The following is a 22,550-nucleotide window of genomic DNA, read 5'->3' on the forward strand; positions in this document are numbered from 1 at the left end:
CCGTTTGCCATGCGCGCGAGGCGCGACAAGACAACCAGGACGTCACAACCAGGAGGAAACACCATGCAAGCTGACCGACGCAAAGCCCTGCAATGGCTGGGTGCCGGCTCCATCGCCGCCACGGCTTCGGCACTTGGCCTTGGCCATGCCCGGGCCCAGTCAGCCCAGTCCGCCATGCCGAACTATCCGTCGAAGCCGGTTCGGCTGGTCGTGCCCTACCCCCCGGGGGGCGCCACCGACGTGCTGGCACGCGCGCTCGGCGATCCGTTGAGCAAGCTGTGGCAACGTCCCGTGATCGTCGAGAACCGCCCGGGCGTCGGCGGCATGATCGGCGCCGACGTGGTGGCCAAGGCGGCGCCGGACGGCTACACCCTGCTGCTGGCGCTGCCCAGCCTGGTGCAGACGCCGTACATGGTGGCCAAGCCCCCGTTCGATCCGTTGCGCGACCTGACCGCCATCGGCCAGCTGTGCACCTCCAGCCTGGTGCTGACGGCCAACAGCGCCATGCCTCGCACGCTGCCCGAGGTGATCAGCCTGGCCAAGGCGCAGCCGAACAAGGTTTCCTACGGCACTTATGGCATCGGCACCGGCGCCCATCTCTATATGCAGGTGTTCACAACCGGTGCCGGGGCCGAGCTGCTGCACGTCCCGTACAAGGGCGAAGCACCGATCGCCACCGACCTGATCGGCGGCCAGATCTCGCTGGGCACGCTGTCGCCGATGACCGTGCGCCAGCACGCGCGCAGCGGCAAGCTGCAACCGCTGGCCGTGACCGGCAACGCGCGCGCGCCGATGCTGCCCGACGTGCCCACCTTCCAGGAACTCGGCTACAAGGGGCTGGACGGCCCGGCCTGGCTGGGCCTGTTCACCACGGCCGGGACGCCGCAACCCATCGTCGAGAAGATTTCCGCGGATGTAGAGACGGTGATGGCTGCGGCCGATATCCGACAACGCATGGCCGACCTCGGGCTGATCGTCAGGACTTCGCGCCCGGCCGCGTTTGCAGCGGTGGCGAAGGCCGACCAGGCTTACTGGGGGAATGTGATCAAGGAGTACAACATCCGGCTGGATTGAGCCGGTACTGCCTCAGACGCCGGAGTCGCGCCACCAGCGTATGAGGGTGCCGACCTGCCATCAATCGTCTTTTTCGTCGCCCGTGGGGAAATGCACGCCGGCGCGCCGGGCCGCCAGCATGATGTGGCGTTCCATGGCGCGCTGGGCCTGTTCCGGCCGGCGCGCGGCGAGGGCTTCGATGATGGCGCTGTGCTCGGTGAAGGTGGCGTTGCGCGCGCCGCGCCGGTAGTACGGCAGGCGCTGGCTCTCGCGCATTACCTCGGCGCTTTCGCGCAGGATCTCGCGAATCACCTGGTTGCCGGATACCGTCACGATCAGCGTATGGAATTCGTAATCGAGTTGCGACGCTTCGTCGTACGCATCGGCTTCGATCGCGCGCTGCATGGTGGCGGCGTTCTGGCGCAGTTCCTCGATTTCATCGGTGGAGATGGCCAACGCTGCAAGGCGAGCCGTCAGGCCTTCCAGCGCAAAGCGCAGCTGATAGATGTCAATCAGCGAATGCGTGGCCGCGAAACGCCAGGGCGGCGTCGCCTGCGCTTCCGCAGTGGGCGATACGGCGGTCACGTACACGCCCTTGCCCGGCCGCGCCATCACCACGCCCATCCCTTGCAGCGTGGAAATGGCTTCGCGCAACGATGCGCGGCTGATGCCGACCTTTGCCGCCAGCTCCCGCTGCGCGGGCAGCAGCGTGCCCACCGGGAAGATGCCGTCGCGCACCCATTGCTGGATGAGGCTGACGGCCTGGTTGGCAACGGAAGAGGAAGATCCGGTCATACGTAACGTGGTGGCAAATCGGCGGCGCGGGAGCGGTTGCCGGGAATTCTAGCCGACAAACCTGCCCCGTCCGCCGCTCGCCACGCGTGCGGCCGCGGCCTTTATTTGTTGACCAGCTTGGCCGGCACGGAATACGTCAGCAGCGCCCCGCAAAGCAGCACCCCGGCCAGCACGAACATGGCTGCGTCGGTGCTCTGCGTCGCATCCTTGATCAGGCCGATCATGAAGGGGCTGAGAAAGCCGGCCAGGTTGGCAAAGGAATTGATCAGCGCGATCCCCGCCGCCGCGCCCACGCCGGACAGGATCGACGTGGGCAGGCTCCAGAACAGCGGCGACGTCGCCAGGCTGCCGCCCGCGGCCAGCGCCAGTGCAGCCAGCGACAGCGCGGTGTTGTGGCTGAACACTGCGCTCAGCACCAGACCCGTGGCGGCGCAGCAGAACGGCACGATCAGGTGCCAGCGGCGCTCGCGCATGCGGTCGGAACTGCGGCTGACCAGGATCATCGATACCACCGCGACGCCGAACGGAATCGCGGTCAGCAGGCCCACGTCGAGCACGCTCTTCACGCCAGTTTGCTTGATCAGCGTCGGCAGCCAGAAAGTCAGGCCGTACTGGCCCATCACCGTGCAGAAGCAGATCAGCGTCATCTTCAGCACGCGCGCGTCAGTCACCAGGGTGCGCAGCGACATATGGGCGGACTTCTGCGCGTTCTCGGCGGCGATATTGCGCGCCAGCAGCGCCTTCTCGTCCTCGGTCAGCCAGCGTGCCGACTGGATGTTGTTGTCGAGATACCAGAGCACCGCCACGCCGACCAGCATCGATGGCACCGCTTCGATCAGGAACATCCACTGCCACCCTCGCAGGCCGTTGACGCCGTGCATGGCCTCCATGACCCAACCGGACAACGGCCCGCCGAAGATGCCGGAAATGGGGATCGCCGCCATGAACAACGCCACCATGCGCGCGCGCCGGTGCGACGGGAACCAGTACGTCAGGTACAGGATCATGCCCGGATAGAAGCCTGCCTCCGCCGCGCCCAGCAGGAAGCGCAGCACGTAGAACTGCGTGGCGGTCTGCACGAACATCATGGCGGCGGAGATCAGGCTCCACAGGATCATGATGCGCGAGATGGTGGCCTTGGCGCCGATGCGGTGCATCAGCAGGTTGCTCGGCACCTCGAAGAAGAAGTAGCCGATGAAGAAGAGCCCCGCGCCCAGGCCATAGACGGCCTCGCTGAACTGCAGGTCAGCCAGCATGTTGAGCTTGGCAAAGCCGACATTTACGCGGTCCAGGTAGGCGACCACGTAGCACAGCATCAGGAACGGCAGCAGCCGCCAGGCCACCTTGCGGTACACCGCGTCCTCGCGGGCCTGCGCGTGGCCCTGCGGCAGGGCGAGCGCATCCGGCCCGGCCTGGGCGGTTTCGGTTGGGGTCATTGAGGGTCTCCTTGATTTATTGGGGTCGGCGTGGGGCACAGGGCTGGCCGGCCGGGATGGCTTCCCACCTAGTCATACCGGTCTGACCAGTGATGGCGGAATGGTAGGGAGCGGAGATATGGCTGTCAAGGCAAGAACGCGTTGGGGAAATCCCTTTGGCTGATTGAAAATTCCGCAAACGCTTCTGTGATGCCTGGCTCGGCAACGACGACGCCAAAAAATTGGGGGCGAAGGGCACAGCCCTTGCGCACGCAGACATCTTTCGCCACAATGCCTCAACTGGTCTGACCAGTCGCGGCACCGTACCGACGAGCCGCCACGCAAGGAGACTCATGCCATCCCAAAGCCCGCCCTCGATCGACCCGCCCGCGTTGGTACGTTTGCGCCCGGAGCCCCTCAGCGCGGATGCGTTCGCGCCGTTCGGCGACGTCATCGCACCGCGCCCCGCCGGAGATCCCGCCGCATTCCCGATCAACGGCGGCATGGTCACGCGCCATCACAACCTCGCCACGGTGGAACTGGGCGGCGGCCGTGCCCTGATCAACCTGTTCGAGGCGCGCCCCTACACCTTCCCGATGGAGATCTCGATGATGGAGCGCCATCCGCGGGGTAGCCAGGCGTTCATCCCGCTGTCGGAGCGTCCTTTTGTAGTCGTGGTGGCGCCGCCCGGCGACGCGCTGGAGCCGTCGTCATTGCGGGCCTTCATCACCAACGGGCGACAAGGCGTGAACTATCGCACCGGGGTGTGGCACCACATGCTGCTGGCGCTTGGGGAGCCGTCGCTCTTTGCCGTGGTGGACCGTGGCGGTGACGGCAACAATTGCGATGAACTGCGGTTGGCGCAGCCACTGCTGCTTGAATTGCCAAGGTCAGCGCAAGACGGCTGACCGGAACTGCGCACCAGCAAGATACGAAGCGCTTCAGATAACGCCCGCTTCCCGCAGTGCGCGCAACTCGTTTGCGTCCAGTCCCAACGTTCCATAGACCAGCGCATTGTGCTCGCCCACGGCCGGACCGCAGCGCGGCGCGGCCGGTGCGTAGCCGGAGAACCGCGGCACCACGCACGGTGCCGGCACTGACCCAAGTTCGGCGTCCGGCAGGCGCACGATCGCCTCGCGCGCCTGCATCTGCGGATCTTCGACAATGTCGGCGATGCTGAACACCTTGCTGAACGGCACCTGGCAAGCCTCAAGCGCCAAAGCCGCGTCCGCGTACGGCCTGGCAGCAAACCAGGCCGCGATCTGCGCGTCGAGCGCGTCGAGATTGCGCACGCGGCCGGCGTTGGTGGCGTAGTCGGCCGCGCGCGCGAGCTGCGGCGCAGCCATCGCCTCTGCCAGGCGGCGGAAGGTGGCATCGGACGAGGCCACCACCGAGACCCAGACGTCATCCGAGGTCCGGTACATATTGGACGGTGCCGCATAGGTAGTTCGATTGCCCGCGCGCTGGCGCACGCGGCCCAGTTGCTCGTACTCCACGGCCAGAGGCTCCAGCAGCCGGAACAGTGCTTCAGTGGCCGCTAGGTCGATCTCGCGGCCGGGCAGGTCCGGCCGCGCGCGCCGCTCCGCCACTGCGGTGGCGATGGCAAAGGCGCCGAACAAGCCAGCGACCATGTCGCCTACCGGGTAGTTCATGTGCATCGGCCCGCTCTCCGGCGAACCTGCCAGGTTGGTGAACCCGCTCATCGCCTCAAAGATCCGCGCAAACCCGGGCCGCTGCGCATAGGGTCCGGTCTGGCCGAAGCCGGTCAGCCGCAATACCACAAGGCCGGGGTTGGCCGCGCGCAGGGTCTCGATATCCAGTCCCCAGCGCGCCAGCGTGCCGGTGCGGAAGTTCTCGACCAGTACATCGAACTGCGGCAGCAGTTTCAGGAATATCTCCTTGCCGCGCGGTGTGCGCACGTCCAGCGAGATGCCGCGCTTGCCGCGGTTGGTCACTTTCCAGTACAGCGCGTGCGCGTCGGTGACGGGCTCGAGCGAGCGCAGCGGATCACTGCCATCGGGCAGTTCCAGCTTGACGACTTCGGCGCCCATGTCGCCGCACAGCGTGGCCGAGAACGGTGCCGCCACCACGGTGGCCATGTCCAGGATGTGCACGCCTGACAGCGGGCCGGCGCCGGCATCGGTGTGGGGGTTGCAAGGCGTTGCCGTCGGGGCGGCGTGGTCGGGTGACGCGTTCGGCATGGGATCTGTCTCTTCGTTTCGGGTTGGGCGCAGGTTGCTGCGATCCAAACTGACAGCCCCGCGCGCCAGGCGCAAGCACGGTTTCGCTGTGCGGAACCGTCGTGCTACAACATTGACGCACCCCCCTTACGGATCCGAGCATGAATGCCAACAGACCGCCGCCAGACATGGAACGCCCTCCACTGCCCGGCCTTGCCAGCGCCGACGAACTCTCTACCGATCGCCAGTTCGCCACCAACCTGGCACGCGGACTGGATGTGCTGCGGGCGTTCACGCCGGGCAGCCCGGTCCTGGGCAATCAGGACATCGTGGCGCGGACCGGACTGCCCAAGGCGACGGTGTCACGCCTGACGTACACGCTCAGCCTGCTTGGCTTCCTGAGCCGGGTGCCGGGCAACCAGAAGTACCGGCTCGGCGCGGGCGTGCTGGCGCTGGCATATCCGATGCTTGCCGGGCTGGCCATCCGCCAGATCGCGCGGCCATATATGGAAGCCATCGCCCGCGAAACCGGGTGCACGGTGAACCTGGGAATGCGCGAGCGGCTGACGGTGGTGTACGTGGACAGCTGCCGTGTCGATCCGGGCAACGTGTACCAGCCCGACATCGGCAGTACGCGGCCCTTGCTGTCCACGTCGATCGGCCGCGCCGTGCTGCTGGCGTGCGGGGCGGAAGAACGCGCCGCGGTGCTGAACCGGCTGCGCGTGGAAGATGCCGAGCGCTTTGCGCGGGAGAAGCCGATGTGGACCGCGGAGCAGGCGCACTTTGCGGCGCATGGCTATTGCCTGAGCCGCGGCGAATGGCGGACGGACATCCATGCGATTGCCGTGCCGATCCGGCAGTCGCTGCATGAAGACCCGTTCGCGCTGAATTGCACCGTCGCCGCCGCGCGCGACCGTGACGACATGCTTGCGCGCACGGTCGCGCAGAAGTTGCGCGAAGGCGTCAGGCAGATCGAGCTGGCGTGCGCGCGTTGAGGTGACGACAAGCGGTGACGACAAGCGATGACGACAAGCGGGTATCGAACGAGACAGTAGCGTTGACGACGCCGCGGCAGTTGTAGCAAGGAGGCACCAAGCGATCCGGCGAGACCGCGGCCTTATCGGGACTATCGGGGACATCCCCCAGACCAGGAGACAAGATGCAACCCACTCAAACAGCGCGCCGGCGCCTGCTGGCCGCCATGTTCGGCTGCGCCGCGCTCGCGCCGGCCGTGGCCTTTGGCGCCGCCGACAGCGCCGACAGGTTCCCCGGCCACCCTATTCGCATCATCGTGCCGTTCTCGGCCGGCGGCGTGGTCGACACCGTCACCCGCGTCACCGCCGAGCGCATGGCCCAGGTGCTGCGCCAGCCTGTCATCGTCGAGAACCGCACCGGCGCGGGCGGCGCCATCGGCACCGACGTCGCCGCCAAGGCCGCACCGGACGGCTATACGCTGCTCGCCGTCAGTCCCAGCCACGTGGTCGGGCCGCTGCTCAACGGCGCGACCGCCTGGAAAGGCGCACGCGACTTTCGCGCGGTTGCCGGCTTTGGCGTGGTGCCCAACGTGATCGTGGTCCCGGCATCGTCGCGCCTGCGCAGCCTGCCCGAATTGCTTGACGCCGCGCGCAGCCAGCCCGGTGTGCTGACCTACGCCAGCGCCGGCGTCGGTACCTCCAACCACCTCTCCGGCGAACTGCTCGCGCAAATGACCGAGGTCAAGCTGACCCATGTGCCATACAAGGGCCAGCCCGAGGCGCTGACGGACGTGCTGGGTGCGCGCGTGTCGATGATGGCGCTGACTGCGGCAATCGCCCGCCAGCAGGTCCAGAGCGGCAAGCTGCGTGCACTCGCCGTGACTTCCGCCAAACGGTCCGCAGCGTTGCCAGACGTTCCGACGGTTGCCGAAGTTGCGCGCCTGCCCGGCTATGAAGTAGGCGCGTGGTTCGGACTGGTCGCGCCTCACGCCACGCCCGATGCCGTCGTGCGCAAGCTGGCCGACGCCGCGGCGCAGGCCGCCAGCGATCCCGCCGTGGTCAGGCGCCTGGCCGACCTAGGCATGGACGTGGCCCCGCAATCCGCACCTGCCTTCGACCGCTATCTGGACAGCGAGTCGCAGAAGTGGACCCGCGTGCTGAAAACCGCCGGCATCACCGGCCAATAGCACCTGTCGCACCTGTCGCACCTGTCGCACCTGTCGCACCTGTCGCACCTGTCGCACCTGTCGTCCACAAGGCAAGACACATCCCGCTCCTTCCCAGACACCTACCCACCTGACGCTCCCATGATCCGCGACGCCGCCCGCATGCAAGCCCTGCTTGCCGACCTCCGCCAGTTCGTCCTCGACACCTGCATCCCGCTCGAATCCGACATCGACCGCGACGACGTCATCCCTGAAACAGTGGTCGACGCCATGCGACAACTCGGATTGTTCGGACACAGCATCCCCGAAGCCTACGGCGGCGCGGGGCTGACGTCCGAAGAACTGACGCTCATCAACATCGAAGTCTCGCAGGCCGCCACCGTCTTCCGAGCGCGCTTCGGTGGCAACACCGGCATCGCTTCCGAGTCGCTGGTCGTTGACGGCACCGAAGCGCAGAAGACGCGCTACCTGCCACGGCTTGCATCGGGCGAGCTGACCGGCTGCTTCGCGCTGACCGAGCCCGAGGCCGGATCCGACGCTACCGCGCTGCAGACGTCGGCCCGGCGCGACGGTGACCATTACGTGCTGAACGGCAGCAAATGCTTCATCACCAACGCACCGATCGCCGACCTGTTCACCGTGTTCGCCCGCACCGACTCCGATACCCCCGGCGCGCACGGCATCAGCGCCTTCCTGATCGAACGCGGCACGCCCGGCATCAGCACCGGCGAGCCGGAACGCAAGATGGGCCAGCACGGTTCCCCGGTGGGCGACGTCTACCTGCATGACTGTCGCGTGCCGGCTACCGCCATTGTCGGCGGCCAGCCTGGCGTCGGCTTCAAGACCGCGATGAAGGCGCTCAACAAGCAGCGCATCAACCTGGCTGGCCTGTGCATCGGCCCCGCTATCCGCCTGGTGGACGAGATGGTGCGCTACGCCAGCCAGCGGCGGCAGTTCGGCAAGCCGATCGCCGATTACCAGCTGGTTCAGCAAATGATTGCCGACAGCAACACCGACATCCACGCCGCGCGGGCGCTGGTACTGGAGACCGCCCGCCGCCGCGACAACGGCGAGGACGTGACCATGGAGGCATCGATGTGCAAGCTGTTCGCTTCTGAAATGTGCGGACGCGTGGCGGATCGCGCGGTGCAGATCTTTGGCGGGAGCGGCTATATGGCGCGTACCGTGGCGGAGCGGTTCTATCGCGACGTGCGGTTGTTCCGCTTGTATGAGGGAACCACGCAGATCCACCAGCTGAACATTGCCAAGCGGACGATGCAGGCGCGGGAGGGGGTGCTGGGACAGTGACTTTGCTTGCGGGCGACGCGCCTGATGGCTGGGTTGGACTCGGCGCTTTAGGTCATTACATGAAACGCACGGATCCGGCCTTCTCGCCCAAGGTGCCTGGCCACGCCAATCTTTCGGACATGATCCGTACCTATCCGGACCTGGTCCTGAACCAATTGAACGGTACGGGCTTCTGGGTCAGCCTGAGGTCGAAGCCTGATGGTCAGGAAGGCTAGACGGCAAACGAGCTGGCATGACAACTACAGGAACAATCTCGCAGGGGTCGCATGAAGACAATTTTCGTTCTGGCATTCATCGTCGCAATTCTTCTGATTGCGCTTCAAATATTGAGGGCAAGAGGCAACGACAGCTCCGCAAAGGGTTTCGCCTTTGCGCGCCGCTCGCCGTTCATGCGTCAAGACGAAATCCAGCTCTACGTGCGCTTGTCCACGGCATTGAAGGACGCCCATGTCTTTCCGCAGGTGGCAATGTCGGCCTTCGTGCAGCATCGTGGCAAGGAACGGGCGGGGAATATGTTCGCCCAAAAGTCAAGCGATACGACTCCAAGGATGTCGATTTCACCGTGGTCTTGCGGGACTATATGTCCGTGCTTGCAACGCCCTCTTCGGCACAAGGCAAGGCACAGGCGGAGAATTCGGGTGGCGTTGCTCGAGCCGGCAAGCTTGAGGCGTGACCCGAATTACCGTTGACCGCCGAAGTCCGGCGACAGCGCGATCATGATTGCCTCGTCTGCCGAATACAGATCAGGAATCACAGCCTTCGTTACCGCGCCCAACGTCGACGCATAGATCCGTTGCGCCACATTGTCCGTCCGCGTCGTGACCATCACGCCTTTGATCCTTGCTCCGCGCTTCTCAAGCTCACGAGCGACCTGTGGCAATGACTGCCCGATAAGCGCGTGCGCAATGCCCCTGCCTCTGTTCTCGGGAAGCACCGCCATTTGTTCCAGCTCGAGGACAACTTCCTCCCGGAAGCCGCTTTCTCAGTCCACTGGATGTAGCCGACGAGCCTCCCGTCTTCAACTGCGACAAAGTAACGGATACGTGGATAGGCGGCAGCGTTGCAGGATATCCAGAGCAGTGATTCCAGTTGCCGCGGAAATGCGGCTTGATGAATCGCTGCGACATGCTCGATATCGCTGGCGACCAAAGGACGGATGGAAGGGACGTGGCTCATAAGGCTTGGGATTGCGCCCTGGATGCACCAACGGCTTTCTCGATGGCTGCATAGGTGACGGTCCGATTGGAAATCGCTGTCGGCCAGCGACATCATGCCACCGCGCATCGCCGGCGTACACCGGCCGAACGGATTCCTGTGCGCAATAATGAAGGTGCCTGCCCCCTACCGAGACCGCCATGTCCGCACCATTGATCCACTCGGCACGCCTCGCGTTGATCCCCTTCTCCGGCGCCGATGCCGACGAAGCTTGGCGTTGCATCACGCCAACCCTGGCCCGCTATATGGAATGGGAACCCTCCCCATCTCCGGCAGCATTCCGCGACGTCTGGCAAGCGTGGCTGCCGGCCATGGACGACGGATCGGATTTTGTCTTTACCATCCGCCGCGCGAGTGACAGCCAATTCCTCGGACTGGCCGGGCTGCATCATGCTGATACCCCCGCGCCGGAATTCGGCATCTGGATCCGGGAAGACGCCCACGGCCACGGCTATGGAATGGAGGCCGTGCTGGCGGTGAAGGACTGGGCGATGGCTGCCCTGCAGCCGTCGCGGTTCATCTATCCGGTGGCGGAAGAGAATTGGGCAAGCCGGCGAATTCCGGAGGCGATGGGCGGCGTGGTAGTGGACAGCCAGCCTGCCCCGAAATATGTGCGGCTGATTTATGAAGTGCCAGTGCGGTAAAGCACACGCACAGCCGGATGCTGCCGAGGCCATGGAAGCCGCTTGATGGCAAACGACAATGGCCCGGTGCGAATCATTATTCGCACCGGGCCAGCCAGCACATTTAGCGCCCCTTCCAGTCCGGCTGGCGCCGGCCTACAAATGCCTCCACCCCTTCCCGGAAGTCTGCGCTCCCGTAGCACAAGCGCACAAGATCATCGGTATCGGCCACCGCCTCCACGGTCTGCCGCCGCAGTGCTTCCTTGACAACCGTTTGCGTAACAGGCGCCAGCGCGGCGAGCCGGTTGCATAGCGCAGCGACCTCGCTCTCCAGCGACTCGACAGCATAGACGCCTTCCAGGAATCCGCACGCCAACGCCGCATCGGCATCCAGGATCTGCGCCAGCAGCAGCATGCGCCGCACCGGTTGCAAGCCCCACGCCGCGCGCAGCTTGGCGAGGTTCAGCGCCGACAGCGTATTGCCGAGCGTCCTGGCAATCGGCACGCCGAACCGGGCCTTCGGCGTCGCCACGCGGAAATCACAGGCGGTCGCGATGGCCAGTCCGCCGCCCACCGCCCAGCCCTCGATGACGGCCACGGTCGGCATCGGCAGCTGTTCGACCAGGCGGATGCCTTCGTCGATGCGCGCTTCGTAGGCCACCCCGTCATCGCCACTCGAGAATTGCCGGAACTGCGCGATGTCAGTGCCCGCGACAAAGGCCTCCCCGCCTTCGCCGCGCAACACCACCACGCGCACGCCCGCGCTGCCATCGGCTGCGAGCGCGCGGCAGTGCGTGGCGAGTTGCTCGTACATCGCCCACGTCATCGCATTGCGCGCGGCCGGGCGGTCGAACGTCAGCGTCGCGACCTGCCCCTGCACCGTGAGTCGGACTTGCCCGTCACTGCCAGCGCCGTCTTCCCGCTGGCTCGACCCGGATTGACCGCCTCCCGGCGGCTGCGCGGCACTCATGCGCCGAACGCGCCGGCCGCGGCCAGCGACTGCTGTTCGTCCTTCGACAGGCCCAGCTCGGCCAGGATCTCTTCCGTATGCTGGCCCAGCAACGGCGGCGGACGGCGTACCTGCTGCGGCGTGCCGCCCATCTTCACCGCGAAGCCGATATTGGGCACCTTGCCCTCGATCGGATGATCGATCTCGATACGCATCTGGCGGTGACGGCCATGCTCGCTGTCGAAGGCCTGCGGATAGGTCAGGATGGGACCAGCCGGGATACCGACTTCGAGCAGCTGTTCAATCCAGTAGTCTGCGGTCTGCATCGCGAAACTCTCTTCCAGCGTGGCAATCAATGGCTGCCGGTTGGCCAGCCGCAGCGCCACGGTGGCAAAGCGCTCATCCGCCAGCAGGTCTTGCCGGTCGAGCGTGTTGCACAACAGCTGCCACAGCTTCTGGTTGGTGGCGCCCATCACAAAGTAGCCGTCGGCGGCCTTCATCGCCTGGTAAGGCGCGCTCATGCGGTTGGCCGTGCCCAGCGGCTCGGGCTCGCGGCCGGTGCCCCAGTACTCGCAGGTGTCCCATACCGAGAACGCCAGCGCGGAATCGAACAGCGAAGCATCGACATACTGCCCCTTCCCTGTCTCCTTGGCACCGATATAGGCCGACAGCATGCCGTAGGTCGCGAACAGCGCGCAGCCGATATCGGCCACCGGCACGCCAGCCTTCACCGGCGCGCCGCCGGGGTAGCCGGTGACGCTCATCACGCCCGACATCGCCTGCGCCATCAGGTCGAAGCCCGGCCGCCCGGCCCACGGCCCGCTCTGGCCGAAGCCCGAGATGCTGCAGTAGACCAGCTTCGGATTGATCTTGGCGAGCGTCTCGTAGTCGATCCCCAGGCGCTTCATCACGCCGGGGCGGTAGTTCTCCACCAGGATGTCAGCCGTTTCCGCCATGCGATAGAGCACCTGCCGGCCGGACTCGGTCTTCAGGTCCAGCGTGACGCTGCGCTTGTTGCGGTTCATGTTGAGGAAGCCCATGCTGTCCGGGCCCTTCATCTTGAACCCCATCGAGCCACGCGTCTGGTCGCCGCCCTGGGGCGGTTCGATCTTGATCACGTCGGCGCCGAGGTCGGCCAGCAACATGCAGGCATAGGGCCCGGCCATGACCTGGCTGACGTCGAGCACGCGCACGCCGGACAGCGGCAGTTTGGTGGCAGGCGCTTGCGCGCGGGAATCGGTGAAATCGGTCATCGGGTGCTTCCTGGGAAATTCGATAATTCAGCGTACGTGGGCGCGACGGCTCTGCGCCATCAGCTCTCGGCCTTCACGCCGGCGTCCTTCACGACCTTGGCCCACTTGGTGGACTCGGACGCGATGAAGGCGCCGAACTGCTGGTTCGTGCCGCCGGAATCCTCGGCGCCAAAGCTCTTGAGCCGCTCGGCCACGTCGGGCATCGCCAGCACGCGGTTGACGTCCGCGTTCATGCGCTGCACCAGCGCCGGCGGCATGCCCTTGGGCCCCACCAGGCCGTACCACGACGCGGCGTCCAGGCCGGGGAAGCCCGACTCCGCCAGCGTCGGCACATTGGGATGGCTGGCCGCGCGCTTGAGCCGCGTCTGCGCGATCGCGATCACCTTGCCCTGCTGGATAAAGGGCGTGGCGGCCGTCATGGTGTCGAACGCATAGTCGATCTGGCCGCCGATCAGGTCCGCCACCAGCGGACCCGAGCCCTTGTACGGGACGTGCACCACATCGATCTTGGCCTGCATCCGGAACATCTCCAGCGCCAGGTGCTGCGCCGAGCCGATGCCGGACGAACCGAAGGAAATCTTCCCGGGCTTCTGCCGGCACAGGGCCACGATGTCCGAAACGGTCCGCACCTTCTGTTCCGGACGGCAGGTGAGCATATTGGGCGTGACGCCCACCATCGAAATCGGGGTGAAATCTGTGCGCGGGTCGTACTTGACGTCCAGCAGCGCCGGGGCGATCGCATGGCTGTTGACGTGCGCCATCAGCAATGTGGTGCCGTCAGCCGGCTGCTTGGCCACATACGCGGCGGCGATCGCGCCGGTCGCGCCGGGCTTGTTTTCCACCAGCACGCTGGTATTCCACATGACCCCGAGCTTCTGCCCGATCACGCGCGCCAGCACGTCAGTGCCGCCACCGGGGGCAAAACCCACCACGATGCGCACCGGCCCATGCACGTCAGCGGCGGCGCGCGCCAGGCCGGGCATCGCCAGTCCGGCCGCTGCGGCCAGGATGAATTGTCTGCGCTGCATTGCGTGTCTCCGTAGTACTAATCGTTATGGAGCCATCATCCGCAATGCGCCCGCCGCGGGCTATCGCTATTTTTGGGATTCTGGTTTCGCGTTTTGCGCAAGCACTTGCAGAACGCTGAGCGCGGCGGAGGAAAGTGCGCCATGGGGCCGGTGGCACAGGACGAATTGGCGTTGCGCCCAGTCTTCCGCAATCGGTAGCCGCACGAAGCGGCTGCCCCCTGCCACCTCGCGCGCAATCGCCTCCGGCATCACGCCGCCGCCCAGGTTCTGGGCCACCAGCGCGGCGATGCTGTCGAAGCCGCCGACGCGCATGCGCATATGCAGCACGCGGCCGGCTTCCTCGGCCAGACGTTCAAGGCCGATGGAAATGGCCGAACTTTCGCCGAGGACGATCAGGTCGCAGTCGAGCACGTCTTCCGAGGTGACCTGCTTGCGTTTGGCCAGCGCATGGCCGCGCGCAACCACCAGCACCAGCTTGTCGGTCCGGTAGGGCTTGGTCGGCAGGTCGACTACGCCGAGGCTGCCTTCGTAGATGCCGATATCCACGGTGCCGCGGCGCAGCGATTGCTGGACTTCCAGGCTGTTCATTTCCTGCAGGTCGATGCGGACGCCGGGGCAGTCGGTGGCACAGCGTTGGATGTCGAAGGGGAGAAACTGGATGACGGCGGATTTGGGGGCGGCTACGCGGACTACGCCGAGATCGCCGCCGATGAAGGAGGCGGCGTCGTCCTGCATGCGCTGGACGGTGTGGGTGATGCCGCGGGCATGGGCTAACAGTGCGCGGCCGGCTTCGGTCAGGGCCATGCCGTGAGGGAGGCGTTCGAACAGGGAGACACCAAGTTGCGATTCCAGTTCGAGGATCCGGCGCGATGCCGCTGCCGCAGCCAGATGCAGGCGCTCCGCCCCTCGGGTAATGCTGCCCTGGTCAGCTACGGCGATGAAGAGTTGGATGGTGGTCAGGTCGAAGTGGAGGCGGGGTGTGCGCAAAGGGGCGGTGGACGTCACGATGGTCGGCGCTCAGGTGAGCGCGTTGCGGGGGCGATGCCGATTCTCCGACTATCGAATGGCGCAGACAATATAAATCTCCCACGTAGCCTCGCAAGCGTCGATGGCAATCAGATCGATGCCCCGCCTGCCCTTACAGCCATAGGGGTCCTGCGGCGCGATGAAAGCGGTTTGCGCAATCCTCGGCAGACACAGTCGCCTCGACCGCGGCGCCCAATTGCGACTTGCCGTTGCCACCATCTTCTGGAATTCGGCCATGACCAAGCTGGCAAACTGGGAGACGGCTGTCGAACTCTTCCGGCAGGAATACCGGGTGCCACTGGTACCGCCGGAACTGGCCGCCTACCTGTCAGTGTCCATCGAACTGGTGGCGCCTGTCCTGCTGGTGCTGGGCCTGGCAACCCGGCCCGTGGCGCTGATACTGCTCGGCATGACGACGGTGATCGAGATATTCGTCTATCCGCAGGCATGGCCCACGCATCTCCAGTGGGCGGCAATGCTGCTGGTCCTGCTGGCGCGCAGCGCGGGCAGGTTCTCGATTGACTGGCTGATTCGGCGGCGTGTCATGGGCTTGTCGGATCGTTGATCGGCGCGGGCCACACTCTCGGGCAACCCGGCTGCCTTTCGGCGGGGATACGCGATGCGCGACGTCAGCCTCGAATCCGTCCTGAGCTGCCCGCAGTGCTCAAAAGTCTGTCAGATGCACATCCATCCCACGGTGCCTGATCTGTGCCGCCGCTGCTGCAGGACTTGCGGCCAGCCTGACTGGCGCACCAACCCGGACAGGGCGCTTGATGCCGGGTGAACCGGCGCGGCCCAGTGCCACGCTCGCGCCGCGCCCGGACGTGCGGTACCAACGGCTTCAGAGCAGTTTGCATGCCTCGTCGAATTCCAGGCGGGGGCTGCGCGGAAACAGTTTGGCAGGGTCGCCATAACCCAGATTGCACAGAAAGTTCGATTTCACATGGCTGTCCGGGAAATATTCGAGCTGGAAGGCATTCTCCTTGGGGTCCGCGGGAAAGAATTCATGATCGACTTTGGTGCTGTCGAAGCCGGACATCGGCCCGCAGTCGAGCCCCAGCGAGCGGGCCGCAATCATAAAGTACGCGCCCTGCAGGGAACTGTTCCGCCTTGCGGTGGTGAGCGCGAGTTCCGGCGTGTCGGTGAACCATGAGCGTGCGTCCGCATGCGGAAACAGCTTCGGCAGGAGTTCGTAGAACTTGATGTCATAGGCGATGATGGCGGTGACAGGCGCGGCCATGGTCTTTTCCACATTGCCCGGCGCCAGCGCAGGCAGCAGGCGCTGCTTGGCCTCGGGGGTACGCAGGAACAGAATGCGTGCGGGACAGCAGTTGGCGCTGGTCGGCCCCCATTTCATCAAGTCATAGAGCTGCCGCAGGGTCTCGTCGCTCACGGGCTTGTTCAGCCACGCGCTGTGCGTGCGAGCCTCCCGAAAGATCAGATCCATGCCTTCTTCACTCAAGCGCTTGTCCACGGTTGTCTCCTTGAAGTGGGATGGAACCACGCGGCTGCCCGACCGGATCGCCGCTTCTGTCCAGCATAGGTAACGCCTCGCGCCGCTGCGATGTCGCGGCGCCGGATGCTGCATAGACCCGAAGGACTTGCGGTAAGCGCCGGCTGGCGCAGGGCTCCGGTGTCTGAGGCGCCACTCCCGGGCAAGACCCGCCGCGATCCGCTCCAGGTGGCGATTGCCGGCCCTGATACGCAGGGCGATACTGGCGAACAGTTGGCGTCCCTGTGCCACGACAGATTGGGGGAGCAAATGGGCGAGAACGCAAAAGCACCAGCCGCCAGCCCCGCGCATGCTGGGAGCGCCGTTCGCGGAACTACCGGGCCAGGTCGTGCTGGTACTGCAAGGCGGTGGCGCACTCGGCGCCTACCAGGTGGGCGTCTATCAGGCCCTGCATGAGGCGGGTCTCGAGCCGGAATGGGTGATCGGCACCTCGATCGGGGCAATCAACGGGGCCATCATCGCCGGCAATCCGCCGGAGCAGCGGCTCTCCCGGCTCAAGCAATTCTGGGACGGCGTTGCCTATCGCGGCGCTGCCGAAGGGAGCGCCGGCTTTCGACAGATCGAGGACTGGCTGCGGGTGCTGTCGGTCACAACCCGGGGCATTCCCTCGTTCTTCACCCCAAGCCCCGATGCGTGGTGGCTCGGCGTACGCGCCACTGTCGGCCTCGGCAGGGCGGCGTTCTACTCGACTTCGCCACTGCGCGCAACCTTGGCGCGGCTGATCGACTTTGACTACCTGAATGCCAGGCAGACAAGGCTGACGGTCGGCACGGTCAGTGTCCGCAGCGGTCGCATGCGCTACTTCACCAACCGCGACACGCCGCTGAATATTGATCACGTGATGGCTTCGGCGGCATTCCCTCCCGGCTTCCCTTCCGTACAGGTCGAGGGCGAACACTGGGACGGCGGCATCTATTCGAACACGCCGCTGGAAGCGATTCTCGATGACCGCCCGCGCCACAGCTCGCTGATCTTCGCCGTGCAGCTTTGGCCCGCCAGCGGCCCGGAGCCCGACTCCATCTGGCAGGTGATGAGCCGGCTGCGGGATATCCAGTATTCCAGCCGGGCGGAATCCCACCTGGAGCGGCAGCGGCAGATCCACCGCCTGCGGCATGTGAGCCGCGAACTGGGCAAGCACATCCCCGAAAGCGAACGCATGCATGCCGACGTGCAGGAACTGCTCGGCTGGGGGTGTGGAACGACCATGCATGTGGTCGAGCTCGACGCGCCGCAACTTGACGGCAATGACATGCACCGCGATATCGACTTCTCCACTTGCGGGATCGAGCGCCGCTGGATGGCCGGATACCAGGACACGCAACGCGCACTGGAGCGTGCCCCATGGCGCGAGCCGCTGGATCCGATCGAGGGGATTGCCGTGCATCGGGTCAGCACGGAGATGCCGGATGGGTGTGGTTGAACAGCATCGCGCCGGCCAGCCCGCAGACGAACGCCGCGAACATCAGGACGTAGCCGAGCGTGGCAGCGCGGCTCGCTGCTGCCGCCGTCTGCGCCGACACGGCCGCAGTGTCCGCTGCGATCAGGCGCGCGGCTTCCTCCAGCAGGCGCGCTGGCTCCCGGTCGCCTGCGGCCGGATCGAAATCTGCCACCTTGAACGCCTCGAAACCGTTTGTACCGTTCTGTATCGCGCCGCGGCGATGACACTTGACCCGACAAACCGGGCAGGCAAGCTTTACAGGCGAGATACACCAGTTTCCTTTAATGCTTTCCAAGGCCAGGCGGCGAGTTGCAACTCCGCCGGACCTCAAACCTACTCATTGCTAAAGGAAATCGATCATGACTACCAACATCACCAAGCGCTTTGTTCTCGCTATCGCCCTGGTTGCCGCTGCCGCCGGTGCACAAGCCGCAGGCCTGTCGCACATCGGCGCACGCGACCCGTTCACCGATGGCGCCCGTTCGGTCAGCGATGCACGTGACCCGTACACAGAAGGTGCCCGTTCGGTGCAGGAGCCGCGCAGCCCGTATGTCGACGGTGCGCGCAATGTGGATCCGTATTACGACGGCGCCCGCTTTGTGGCTGGCCTGGACCAGAAGTGGCCTTCGGACGCGCCTGCTCGCAACGTCGATCCCTATCTTGATGGCGCGCTGGTGTAACGCGCTGCTCATCAGTCGGATCACAATGATGCCCGCCTCCAGCAGTACGGCGGGCATCAAGGTTTTGCCGCAGGCGTGCCCCCGTCGCTACGCGCAGCACAACGTAACGCCTGCTGCGGATCGACGGGTCTCGAATCAACGCCCCTTGCTGGCCCCCCGCGATACCTCGTTCATCAAAAGCAACTCCATCCTCGCAGCATCAAAGCGCGCACACTCCGCCTTGAGCCACGTCGAGAATATGGCCGTGCGCCGATCCTCAGGATTACGAGAAAGCAGCATGTACCGCGCCGGCGCGCGTACGCGCTGGCCGAAGACATTCACCAGCCGTCCGCTCCTGATCTCGTCATAGACCAGCGCCGTACGCCCCATTGCCACCCCCTGGTGGTTCAACGCCGCGCTGATGGCAAGGCTCGACAGATTGAACTGCGGCCCCTCCAGATGCGCAATCCATGCCGGGTGAAACGCTTCAAGCCATGTGCGCCATTCCACGAACTCGGCTGCGCCGACCCATGGTGATGCGTCATGCAGCAACACGACGCCGTCGAGCGAAGCGCCATCAGATAACCCAGGATGCCGGGCGAGGTACTCGGGCGTGGCTACAGGAATCAGGTACTCATCCAGCAAGACGTCAGCGTGCAACTGGCTGTAGCGGACCGGGTCGTAACGCACTGCCACGTCAATGTCTTCCGCGTCCATTGATTGCCTGTCCAGCGACTGGAACTCGGCTTTCAGGCGCACGGACACATCCGGCTGCTCGCGGTGAAAGTCGGTCAGGCGCGGCATCAGCCATTGCAGCGCAAACGACGGCAGGCAATTGACCTGCAAAGGCGCGTTTGGCAGGCCGAGTCGCTGGATCGTCTGCTGGATCTCATGCAGCGCACGTGTCGTCGTCTCGAACAGCGCCTCGCCCTTTGGCGTCAGTTTCAGGTTGCGCGGCTGGCGCACGAAAAGAACGTAGCCGAGACGGTCTTCCAGATGGCGGATCTGCTGGCTCACCGCGCTTTGGGTGAGGCTCAGCGATTCGGCGGCCTTGGTGAAGCTCAGCAGGCGCCCCGCGGCTTCGAAACACCGCAGCGCCCCGAGAACAGAGGAATCGAGCTGCATACGTATTAGCCTGACTAATGCATGCGTTAGAAACGATCGCTATTTTTGCACGACTGCCGCGGCTACGATCACTGTCCATAGAGAAACTCCTTGGAGAAGGACGTGATGGCCTCCACGCCGTTCAACTGCGATCTATTAGCAAGACTTCAATCGAGACAGGCGCTGCTTTGGCTGAATCCGGGGTTGGGGCAACCCCTGCCGGCTTCCGCCCCATCGACGGATCTCATTGCATCGGCCGAGGCGCGTCTTGCGCGCTGTGCGCCGCTCATGGCGACGCTGTTTCCAGAACTGGCGCCAGGTGATGGCCAGGTGGAATCGCAACTGATGCCCGCCACCGCACTTCAAGACGCGATTGCCGGCAACGATGGCGCAGAGGGCGCATGGTTCATCAAGCGTGACGACGAGTTGCCGATTGCCGGCTCCATCAAGGCGCGCGGCGGCTTCCATGAAGTGCTGGCAATAGCCGAATCAATCGCGATCGAACACGGCATCCTCGAACCCGACGGTGATCGCCGTGTGCTGGCGACGGGGGCGGCGCGCGCGCTGTTCTCGCAATACTCGGTGACGGTCGGCAGCACCGGCAACCTAGGCCTGAGCATCGGCGTGATGGCGGCTGCGCTCGGGTTCGATGCGGTTGTGCATATGTCCGCGGACGCCAAGGCGTGGAAGAAGGACCGCCTGCGCAAACGCGGCGTGCGCGTGGTGGAACATGAAGGCGACTACGCGCAAGCCGTGGCAGCGGGCCGAGAGCAGGCGCTGGCGGCGCCACGCTGCCATTTTGTGGATGACGAGCGCTCCGCCATGCTCTTCTTCGGATATGCCGCCGCAGCACGCCACCTGGCGCGCCAACTTGCCGAAGCCGGCCGCCCCGTCGATGCCGCGCATCCGCTCTTCGTCTATCTGCCCTGCGGTGTCGGCGGCGCACCCGGTGGTATCACTTACGGGCTCAAGGCATTGTTCGGCGAACATGTGCACTGCTTCTTCGCCGAGCCCGTGGCCTCGCCGTGCGTACTGGTGCAGTTGGCCTCAGGTGCGCAAACACCCGTATCCGTCTACGACATCGGCCTGGATAACCGGACCGACGCCGATGGCCTCGCCGTCGGCCAGGCGTCCCATCTGGTCAGCCCGTTGATGGCCTCCCAACTCGCCGGCGTGTTCACCGTCCCCGACGATCGACTCTACGTTCAGTTGCTCGCGCTCAAGACGTCGATGGGCGTGGAAGTCGAACCTTCAGCGGCGGCCGGCATCGGAGGCCCGGGCTGGCTGCGTGGCTCACCCGAAGGCCAAGCATATGTGCGGGATCACGGATTGGACATGCGCGACGCCACGCATGTGATCTGGGCCACCGGTGGCTCGCTTGTCCCGCCCGAGGAGCTTCGCCGGTTCCAGGATTACGCCGCAGCGCTGGCCGGACATGCTTCTGGCGCAATGCAACAGGCAGCCTGACCCTCTTGTCGTCGCCCCCAACAATAAAAGGAGACACTTCCATGGACCAGCACGCCATGCTATCGCCCGATGTTCGGGGGCAGACTGAGACTTACGCATTTGAAGACGCCACCTACCGCAAGGTCGCCATGCGCTTCATCCCGTTCCTGATGCTGTGCTACGTCGTCGCGTATCTCGATCGCGTGAATATCGGCATCGCCAAGCTCAACATGCTGGCCGACCTGCAATTCAGCGAGGCAGCTTATGGGCTCGGCGCGGGGCTGTTCTTTATCGGCTACATGCTGTTCGAGGTGCCGAGCAACCTCATCATGCATCGTGTCGGGGCCCGACTCTGGATTGCCCGCATCATGATCTCCTGGGGCTTGCTCTCCGGACTCATGGCATTTGTCGCTACACCGTGGCAGTTCTACACGGTTCGCTTCCTGCTCGGCGTCGCCGAAGCCGGCTTCTACCCAGGCGTGATCCTCTATCTGACGTACTGGTTTCCGAATCGCCGCCGCGCCAAGGTCACGGCCATATTCCAGGCGGGCATTCCAATCGCCGGCTTGCTCGGCAGCCCTTTGTCGGGCTGGATCCTGGAGCGCTTTCACCTGGTCGGTGGTCACGCCGGCTGGCAATGGGTGTTTGTGCTCGAAGCCCTGCCGACGATCCCGCTGGCCATCGGCGTGCTGTGGATCCTGACGGATCGCGTCAAGGACGCCAAATGGCTGACACCCGCGCAACGGCAGTTGATCGAGAACGATATCGCGCAGGATGATCATGGCCGGGAACACATGCCACTGACCGGCATCCTGCGCGACATGCGGATCTGCAAGATCATCCTGATGACGTTTCCCGCGATGATGGCGTTGTACACACTCGGCTTCTACCTGCCCACGCTGATCAAGGATGCAGGGGCGGTCAGTGGCGTGCAGATCGGCCTGCTCAGCGCGATTCCGTATTGCGTGGCCGTGGTGGCCATGGTGCTGGTGGGGCGGAGTTCGGATCGGCATGGAGAGCGTCGCTGGCACCTTGCCGGCATCATGCTGGTGGGCGCTTTCGGGCTCGTGGCAAGCGTTTTCGCGGGGCAGAATCTCGTACTCGCCGTGATCTCGCTGTCGATCGCGGCGGCAGGGATCATCAGCTTCTCGCCGATCATGTGGACCTTGCCGACGGCATTCCTCGGCGGGGCAACGGCAGCGGCGTGCATCGGCGCGATCAACAGCCTGGCGAACCTTGGCGGCTTCGTCAGCCCGTACCTGATCGGCTGGATCCGCGACACATACCACAGCACCGCGCCGGCCATCTTTATCATCGCCGGCGCGCTTGTAGTCAGCGCCCTGATCGCCCTAAGCTTTGATCCAAAGAAGGTCAATCGCTGAGCGCACGCAAAACAATCTTTCCG

Annotated in this window: 24 protein-coding genes; 13 read left to right on the forward strand and 11 right to left on the reverse strand. The window is 65.1% G+C overall.

Features of this window, described 5'->3' with window-relative positions; genetic code table 11:
• Nucleotides 1–63 precede the first annotated feature (63 nt).
• A complete protein-coding gene (locus CTP10_RS14280) occupies nt 64–1,074 on the forward strand; it encodes a Bug family tripartite tricarboxylate transporter substrate binding protein (RefSeq protein WP_116318173.1) in 1,011 nt (336 codons plus the stop codon).
• A 60-nt stretch (nt 1,075–1,134) separates the two neighbouring features.
• On the opposite strand, the gene CTP10_RS14285 is transcribed toward CTP10_RS14280, so the two are convergent.
• A complete protein-coding gene (locus CTP10_RS14285) occupies nt 1,135–1,848 on the reverse strand; it encodes a FadR/GntR family transcriptional regulator (protein WP_116318174.1) in 714 nt (237 codons plus the stop codon).
• A gap of 101 nt (nt 1,849–1,949) precedes the next feature.
• Nucleotides 1,950–3,284 (reverse strand): MFS transporter, encoded by a 1,335-nt coding sequence (locus CTP10_RS14290; protein WP_116318175.1) that lies wholly within the window; start codon nt 3,282–3,284, stop codon nt 1,950–1,952.
• A 332-nt stretch (nt 3,285–3,616) separates the two neighbouring features.
• Between CTP10_RS14290 and CTP10_RS14295 the strand changes: the two genes are divergently transcribed.
• Complete coding sequence (locus CTP10_RS14295) at nt 3,617–4,171, forward strand: ureidoglycolate lyase (RefSeq protein ID WP_116318176.1); 555 nt, start codon at nt 3,617–3,619, stop codon at nt 4,169–4,171.
• A 33-nt stretch (nt 4,172–4,204) separates the two neighbouring features.
• On the opposite strand, the gene CTP10_RS14300 is transcribed toward CTP10_RS14295, so the two are convergent.
• Nucleotides 4,205–5,362 carry a CaiB/BaiF CoA transferase family protein gene (locus CTP10_RS14300; protein WP_233527991.1) on the reverse strand — a complete coding sequence of 386 codons (1,158 nt, stop codon included), beginning with the start codon at nt 5,360–5,362 and terminating at the stop codon, nt 4,205–4,207.
• A gap of 242 nt (nt 5,363–5,604) precedes the next feature.
• Here CTP10_RS14300 and CTP10_RS14305 point away from each other — a divergent pair, with 242 nt between their 5' ends.
• The 5 genes from CTP10_RS14305 (at nt 5,605) to CTP10_RS14325 (ending at nt 9,564) form a co-directional block, all read left to right on the forward strand.
• Nucleotides 5,605–6,438, forward strand: a complete 834-nt coding sequence (locus tag CTP10_RS14305) for an IclR family transcriptional regulator (protein WP_199414527.1) — start codon at nt 5,605–5,607, stop codon at nt 6,436–6,438.
• A gap of 164 nt (nt 6,439–6,602) precedes the next feature.
• A complete protein-coding gene (locus CTP10_RS14310; protein ID WP_116318179.1) occupies nt 6,603–7,604 on the forward strand; it encodes a Bug family tripartite tricarboxylate transporter substrate binding protein in 1,002 nt (333 codons plus the stop codon).
• A gap of 120 nt (nt 7,605–7,724) precedes the next feature.
• Nucleotides 7,725–8,891 carry an acyl-CoA dehydrogenase family protein gene (locus CTP10_RS14315; RefSeq protein WP_116318180.1) on the forward strand — a complete coding sequence of 389 codons (1,167 nt, stop codon included), beginning with the start codon at nt 7,725–7,727 and terminating at the stop codon, nt 8,889–8,891.
• Nucleotides 8,888–9,106: an OST-HTH/LOTUS domain-containing protein gene (locus CTP10_RS14320; RefSeq protein ID WP_271815285.1), complete on the forward strand. Its 219-nt coding sequence runs from the start codon at nt 8,888–8,890 to the stop codon at nt 9,104–9,106. Before CTP10_RS14315 ends, CTP10_RS14320 begins: the two co-directional genes overlap by 4 nt.
• A 17-nt stretch (nt 9,107–9,123) precedes the next feature.
• Nucleotides 9,124–9,564 carry a hypothetical protein gene (locus CTP10_RS14325; RefSeq protein WP_147316190.1) on the forward strand — a complete coding sequence of 147 codons (441 nt, stop codon included), beginning with the start codon at nt 9,124–9,126 and terminating at the stop codon, nt 9,562–9,564.
• Nucleotides 9,565–9,570: 6 nt separating this feature from the next.
• Here the strand turns inward: CTP10_RS14325 and CTP10_RS14330 are convergent, their stop codons facing one another.
• Entirely contained in the window at nt 9,571–9,840 is a 270-nt protein-coding gene (locus CTP10_RS14330) for a GNAT family N-acetyltransferase (RefSeq protein WP_334223308.1), read from the reverse strand.
• Nucleotides 9,841–10,246: 406 nt separating this feature from the next.
• Here CTP10_RS14330 and CTP10_RS14335 point away from each other — a divergent pair, with 406 nt between their 5' ends.
• The gene (locus CTP10_RS14335) at nt 10,247–10,750 is read left to right on the forward strand and encodes a GNAT family N-acetyltransferase (RefSeq protein ID WP_116318182.1); all 504 of its coding nucleotides are present in this window, start codon (nt 10,247–10,249) and stop codon (nt 10,748–10,750) included.
• A 103-nt stretch (nt 10,751–10,853) separates the two neighbouring features.
• Here the strand turns inward: CTP10_RS14335 and CTP10_RS14340 are convergent, their stop codons facing one another.
• The 4 genes from CTP10_RS14340 to CTP10_RS14355 all read right to left on the reverse strand — a co-directional run bounded on the left by CTP10_RS14340 (nt 10,854) and on the right by CTP10_RS14355 (nt 14,964).
• On the reverse strand, nt 10,854–11,699 hold the full coding sequence (locus CTP10_RS14340; protein ID WP_116318183.1) for an enoyl-CoA hydratase/isomerase family protein: 846 nt from the start codon (nt 11,697–11,699) through the stop codon (nt 10,854–10,856).
• A complete protein-coding gene (locus CTP10_RS14345) occupies nt 11,696–12,931 on the reverse strand; it encodes a CaiB/BaiF CoA transferase family protein (protein WP_116318184.1) in 1,236 nt (411 codons plus the stop codon). The genes CTP10_RS14340 and CTP10_RS14345 overlap by 4 nt, the downstream gene beginning before the upstream one ends.
• A gap of 59 nt (nt 12,932–12,990) precedes the next feature.
• The gene (locus CTP10_RS14350) at nt 12,991–13,959 is read right to left on the reverse strand and encodes a Bug family tripartite tricarboxylate transporter substrate binding protein (protein WP_116318185.1); all 969 of its coding nucleotides are present in this window, start codon (nt 13,957–13,959) and stop codon (nt 12,991–12,993) included.
• Between the two features lie 66 nt (nt 13,960–14,025).
• A complete protein-coding gene (locus CTP10_RS14355) occupies nt 14,026–14,964 on the reverse strand; it encodes a LysR family transcriptional regulator (protein WP_116318186.1) in 939 nt (312 codons plus the stop codon).
• 160 nt (nt 14,965–15,124) lie between these two features.
• On the opposite strand from CTP10_RS14355, the gene CTP10_RS14360 reads away from it, so the two are divergent.
• Entirely contained in the window at nt 15,125–15,550 is a 426-nt protein-coding gene (locus tag CTP10_RS14360) for a DoxX family protein (RefSeq protein ID WP_116318187.1), read from the forward strand.
• Between the two features lie 276 nt (nt 15,551–15,826).
• Here the strand turns inward: CTP10_RS14360 and CTP10_RS14365 are convergent, their stop codons facing one another.
• Nucleotides 15,827–16,459, reverse strand: a complete 633-nt coding sequence (locus tag CTP10_RS14365; RefSeq protein ID WP_116318188.1) for a malonic semialdehyde reductase — start codon at nt 16,457–16,459, stop codon at nt 15,827–15,829.
• A gap of 328 nt (nt 16,460–16,787) precedes the next feature.
• On the opposite strand from CTP10_RS14365, the gene CTP10_RS14370 reads away from it, so the two are divergent.
• Nucleotides 16,788–17,918 (forward strand): patatin-like phospholipase family protein, encoded by a 1,131-nt coding sequence (locus CTP10_RS14370; RefSeq protein WP_116318189.1) that lies wholly within the window; start codon nt 16,788–16,790, stop codon nt 17,916–17,918.
• On the opposite strand, the gene CTP10_RS14375 is transcribed toward CTP10_RS14370, so the two are convergent.
• Nucleotides 17,887–18,108, reverse strand: a complete 222-nt coding sequence (locus tag CTP10_RS14375; protein WP_199414529.1) for a hypothetical protein — start codon at nt 18,106–18,108, stop codon at nt 17,887–17,889. The two genes, CTP10_RS14370 and CTP10_RS14375, sit on opposite strands and share 32 nt — an antisense overlap.
• A gap of 187 nt (nt 18,109–18,295) precedes the next feature.
• Here CTP10_RS14375 and CTP10_RS14380 point away from each other — a divergent pair, with 187 nt between their 5' ends.
• A complete protein-coding gene (locus CTP10_RS14380) occupies nt 18,296–18,616 on the forward strand; it encodes a hydroxyquinol 1,2-dioxygenase (RefSeq protein WP_116318190.1) in 321 nt (106 codons plus the stop codon).
• Nucleotides 18,617–18,751: 135 nt separating this feature from the next.
• On the opposite strand, the gene CTP10_RS14385 is transcribed toward CTP10_RS14380, so the two are convergent.
• Nucleotides 18,752–19,720 carry a LysR substrate-binding domain-containing protein gene (locus CTP10_RS14385; protein ID WP_116318191.1) on the reverse strand — a complete coding sequence of 323 codons (969 nt, stop codon included), beginning with the start codon at nt 19,718–19,720 and terminating at the stop codon, nt 18,752–18,754.
• Nucleotides 19,721–19,825: 105 nt separating this feature from the next.
• On the opposite strand from CTP10_RS14385, the gene CTP10_RS14390 reads away from it, so the two are divergent.
• Nucleotides 19,826–21,166 carry a D-serine ammonia-lyase gene (locus CTP10_RS14390; RefSeq protein ID WP_116318192.1) on the forward strand — a complete coding sequence of 447 codons (1,341 nt, stop codon included), beginning with the start codon at nt 19,826–19,828 and terminating at the stop codon, nt 21,164–21,166.
• A gap of 41 nt (nt 21,167–21,207) precedes the next feature.
• Nucleotides 21,208–22,527 (forward strand): MFS transporter, encoded by a 1,320-nt coding sequence (locus CTP10_RS14395; RefSeq protein WP_233527986.1) that lies wholly within the window; start codon nt 21,208–21,210, stop codon nt 22,525–22,527.
• Nucleotides 22,528–22,550 lie beyond the last annotated feature (23 nt).

The organism is Cupriavidus sp. P-10 (assembly GCF_003402535.2).
Taxonomy (GTDB): domain Bacteria; phylum Pseudomonadota; class Gammaproteobacteria; order Burkholderiales; family Burkholderiaceae; genus Cupriavidus.